Raw genomic sequence first — 4,182 nt, 5'->3', positions numbered from 1 at the left:
GCGCGGCGCTGGCCTGGGTCAGCGCGGCGACGCCGTCGCCGGCCGGTGACGCCGCCCCGGCCAAACAGAAAGCCATGCTGACCGTGACCAGCCTGACGCCGCAGCCGAGCGAATGGCCGGTGGCGCTGGCGGCCAACGGCGGCATCTTCGCCTGGCAGGAAGCGGTGATCGGCAGCGAGCTGAGCGGATTGCGGCTGGCCGAGGTCGGCGTCAACGTCGGTGACTGCGTGCATGCCGGCCAGGTGCTGGCGCGCTTCGACGCCGCCACCGTGGCGGCCGACGTCGAGCAGAAGGATGCGGCGCTGGAAGAGGCGCGCTCGGCGCTAGGCGAAGCGCAATCGACGGTGGAACGGGCACGGCCGCTGTCGGCCAACGGCCTGGTCAGCGCGCAGCAGATGACCCAATACCTGACCGCCGAACGCAGCGCGAAAGCGCGCGTGGCCTCGGCGCAGGCGACGCTGAAAAGCGCGCGGGTACGGCTGGCGCAGACCGAGGTGCGGGCGCCCGACGATGGGGTGATTTCGTCGCGCAGCGCCACCCTCGGCAGCGTGGCGCCGCAGGGCCAGGAATTGTTCAAGCTGATCCGCAAGAACCGCCTCGAATGGCGTGCCGAAGTGCCGGGCGGCGATCTGCGCCTGGTCAAGCCGGGCCAGGCCGTCACGCTGACGGTGGCCGGCGGCGTGGCGCTGAGCGGCAAGGTAAGGATGGTGGGGCCGACGCTGGACCCGGCCACCCGCAACGCGCTGGTGTATGTCGACCTGCCGCCGTCCACCGATGCCCAGGCCGGCCTGTTCGCGCGCGGCCAGTTCGAAATCGGCCGCTCGCCGGCCCTGACCGTGGCGCAGAGTGCGGTGGTGATGCGCGATGGCTACGGCTATGTGTTCCGCATCGTCGCCGGCGACAGGGTCAGCCAGACCAAGGTGACGCTGGGGCGCCGCATCGGCGACCGCATCGAGGTGCTGGACGGCGTCGACGCGCACAGCGTGCTGGTCGATCAGGGCGCCGGTTTCCTGGCCGACGGCGACGTGGTGCAGGTGGCGCAGCCGCCGGCCCAATCTGCTCAGCCGGCGCAACTGGCGCAGCTGAGTCCCGGCAAGCGCTGAACGGAGCCTGAAGATGAATCTGTCCGCCTTATCGATCCGCCGCCCGATTCCGGCCATCCTGCTGTTCATCCTGCTCACGGTCGCCGGCCTGATCAGCTTCAAGCGCATGATGATCCAGGAACAGCCCGACATCGATTTCCCCATCGTGTTCGTCACCGTCAGCCTGCCCGGCGCCTCGCCGCCGCAGCTGGAGGCCGAGGTGGCGCACCATATCGAAAGCACGCTGGCCTCGGTGTCGCGGGTGCGCCACGTGTTCACCACCATCAGCGACGGCGTGGTGGAAACCACGGTCCAGTTCCACCTCGAGAAAGATCCGGCCGAGGCGCTGAACGACGTGCGCGACGCGGTCGGCCGCGTGCGCAGCGATCTGCCGGCCGACATCCGCGACCCGGTGATCTCGCGCCTGGACCTGGCCGGCCAGGCGATCCTGACCTATACCGTGGCCTCGGCCCAGCTGGACGAGGCCGGCCTGTCGTGGTTCGTCGACAACCAGGTATCGAAGGCGCTGCTGGCGGTGCCCGGCGTCGGCAAGGTGGCGCGCGTGGGCGGCGTCGACCGCGAGGTGCTGATCGAACTCGATCCGCTGCGCATGACGGCGCTGAACGTGTCGGCCGCCGACATTTCCGCCCAGCTGCGCCGCGTGCAGCGCGAAAGCTCGGGCGGCAAGGCCAGGATCAGCGGCGTCAACCAGTCGGTGCGCACCATCGCCACCGTCAAGAGCACGGCCGAGATCGCCGCGCTGGACATGGCGCTGCCGGACGGCCGCAGCATCCGCCTGGACCAGGTGGCGCGCATCAGCGACGGCGCCGCCGAGCGCAGCGCCATCACGCTGCTGGACGGCAAGCCGGTGGTCGGTTTCGACATCACCCGCAGCAAGGGCGCCAGCGAAGTCACGGTGGCCAAGGAAGTGCGCAAGGCGGTGGCGGCGCTGGCCAAAACCACGCCGCACATCGCCTACAAGGAAGCGTTCAACGCCGTCGATTCGGTGCAGGAAAACTACGACGGTTCGATGACCCTGCTGTACGAGGGCATGTTCCTGACCGTGCTGGTGGTCTGGTTCTTCCTGCGCGACGGCCGCGCCACGCTGGTGTCGGCGCTGGCGCTACCGCTGTCCATCATCCCGACCTTCCTGGCGATGAGCATGCTGGGTTTCACGCTCAACATGATCACGCTGCTGTCGCTGGCGCTGGTGATCGGCATCCTGGTCGACGACGCCATCGTCGAAATCGAAAACATCATGCGCCATCTGCGCCAGGGCAAGACGCCGTGGCAGGCGGCGCTGGAGGCGGCCGACGAAATCGGCCTGGCGGTGGTGGCCACCACCTGTACCCTGATCGCCGTGTTCCTGCCGACCGCCTTCATGAACGGCGTGGTCGGCCAGTACTTCAAGCAGTTCGGCTGGACCGCCTCGGTGGCGGTGGCGGCCTCGCTGCTGGTGGCGCGCCTGCTGACGCCGATGATGGCGGCACACCTGCTGAAGCCGCTGGCGCACGAGCCGAAACCGGGCCGGCTGATGCCGCGCTACCTGCGCGCGGTGGAGTGGTGCCTGAGCCACCGGCGCCGCACGGTGCTGCTGGCCGGGCTGTTCTTCATCGTCTCGCTGGGCATGATTCCATTCCTGCCGAGTGGCTTCATTCCGCCCTCGGACGGCACCCAGACCAAGGTGATGCTGGAGCTGGCGCCGGGCGCCACGCTGGAGCGCACCGCCGCCGCCGCCGAGCAGGCGCGCCGGCTGATCGCCGCCGACCGCGTGATCGCCCAGGACATGGTGCAGGTGTACAGCGCCATCGGCGGCGACGACGTGCGCAAGGCCACGCTGACGGTGAATCTGAAGCCGCGCACCGAACGCCATCACAAGCAGACCGAGATCAACATCCTGCTGCGCGAGCTGCTGCGCGCGGTGCCGGGCGTGCGCGTCACGGTCGGCAGCAGCGGCGAGGCCGGCGAGGAGCTGGAACTGCTGCTGACCGGCGACGATCCTGACGCGCTGAAGACGGCCGCGCTGGCGATCCAGCGCGAGATCCGCGCCATTCCCGGCCTGGGCAGTATTTATTCCAGCATCAGCCTGGTGCGGCCGGAAGTGCTGGTGACGCCGGACTTCGCCCGTGCCGCCGACCTGGGCGTGACCGCCACCGCCATCGGCGAAACGCTGCGCGTGGCCACCGCCGGCGATTACGAGCAGGCGCTGGCCAAGCTGAATCTGCCTGAGCGCCAGGTGCCAATCCGCGTACGCCTGCCGGAAGCGGCGCGCCAGGATCTGGCGCTGCTGGAGCGGCTGCCGGTGCCGGGCAAGAACGGCAACGTGCCGCTGTCGTCGGTGGCGACGCTGAGCATGGACAGCGGCCCGGCCCGCATCGACCGGCGCGACCGCACGCGGCGGGTGGTGATCCACGTCGAACTCAACGGCCAGCCGCTGAGCGAGGTGCAGGACAAGGTCGATCAGCTGCCGAGCGTGAAGAATCTGCCGGCCAATGTGCAGCGCGGCAAGTCGGGCGACGTCGAGATGATGCAGGAATTGTTCACCAGCTTCGGCCTGGCGATGCTGATCGGCATCCTCTGCGTCTACATGGTGCTGGTGCTGCTGTTCAAGGGCTTCATGCAGCCGCTGACGGTGATGGCGGCGCTGCCGCTGTCGCTGGGCGGCGCCTTCCTCGGCCTGCTGGTGACGCACAACGCGTTGTCCATGCCGTCGCTGCTGGGCGTGCTGACCTTGATGGGCATCGCGGTCAAGAACTCGATCCTGCTGGTGGAGTACGCGATCCGCGCGCGCCGCGAGCTGGGCATGGAACGGCGCGCGGCGCTGCTGGACGCCTGCCGCAAGCGCGCCCAGCCGATCGTGATGACCAGCGTGGCGATGGGCGCCGGCATGCTGCCGCTGGCCCTGGGCGTGGGCGCGGATCCGAGCTTCCGCGCGCCGATGGCGATTGCGGTGATCGGCGGCCTGATCACGTCCACGCTGCTGAGCCTGCTGATGATACCGGTGATCTATACCTATGTGGACGACCTGCTGCAATGGGCCACGCGCCGCTTGTGGCGCCGCCAGGCCGCACAGCCGGCGGCCGCCGCCGCTGCTGCCGCC

The 4,182-nt window shown here is 69.5% G+C and carries 2 protein-coding genes; both read left to right on the top strand.

What is annotated here, in order from left to right:
- Positions 1-1,103 (top strand): efflux RND transporter periplasmic adaptor subunit (locus E4L98_RS11450; protein WP_135201693.1); only part of this gene is annotated, 1,103 nt, incomplete at its 5' end.
- A 13-nt stretch (positions 1,104-1,116) separates the two neighbouring features.
- Positions 1,117-4,182 (top strand): efflux RND transporter permease subunit (locus E4L98_RS11445; RefSeq protein WP_135201692.1); only part of this gene is annotated, 3,066 nt, incomplete at its 3' end.

The organism is Duganella callida, from assembly GCF_004614165.1.
Taxonomy (GTDB): domain Bacteria; phylum Pseudomonadota; class Gammaproteobacteria; order Burkholderiales; family Burkholderiaceae_D; genus Rugamonas; species Rugamonas callida.
The sequence above is the reverse complement of the archived record's forward strand: the minus strand, read 5'-3'. Positions and strand labels throughout refer to the sequence as shown.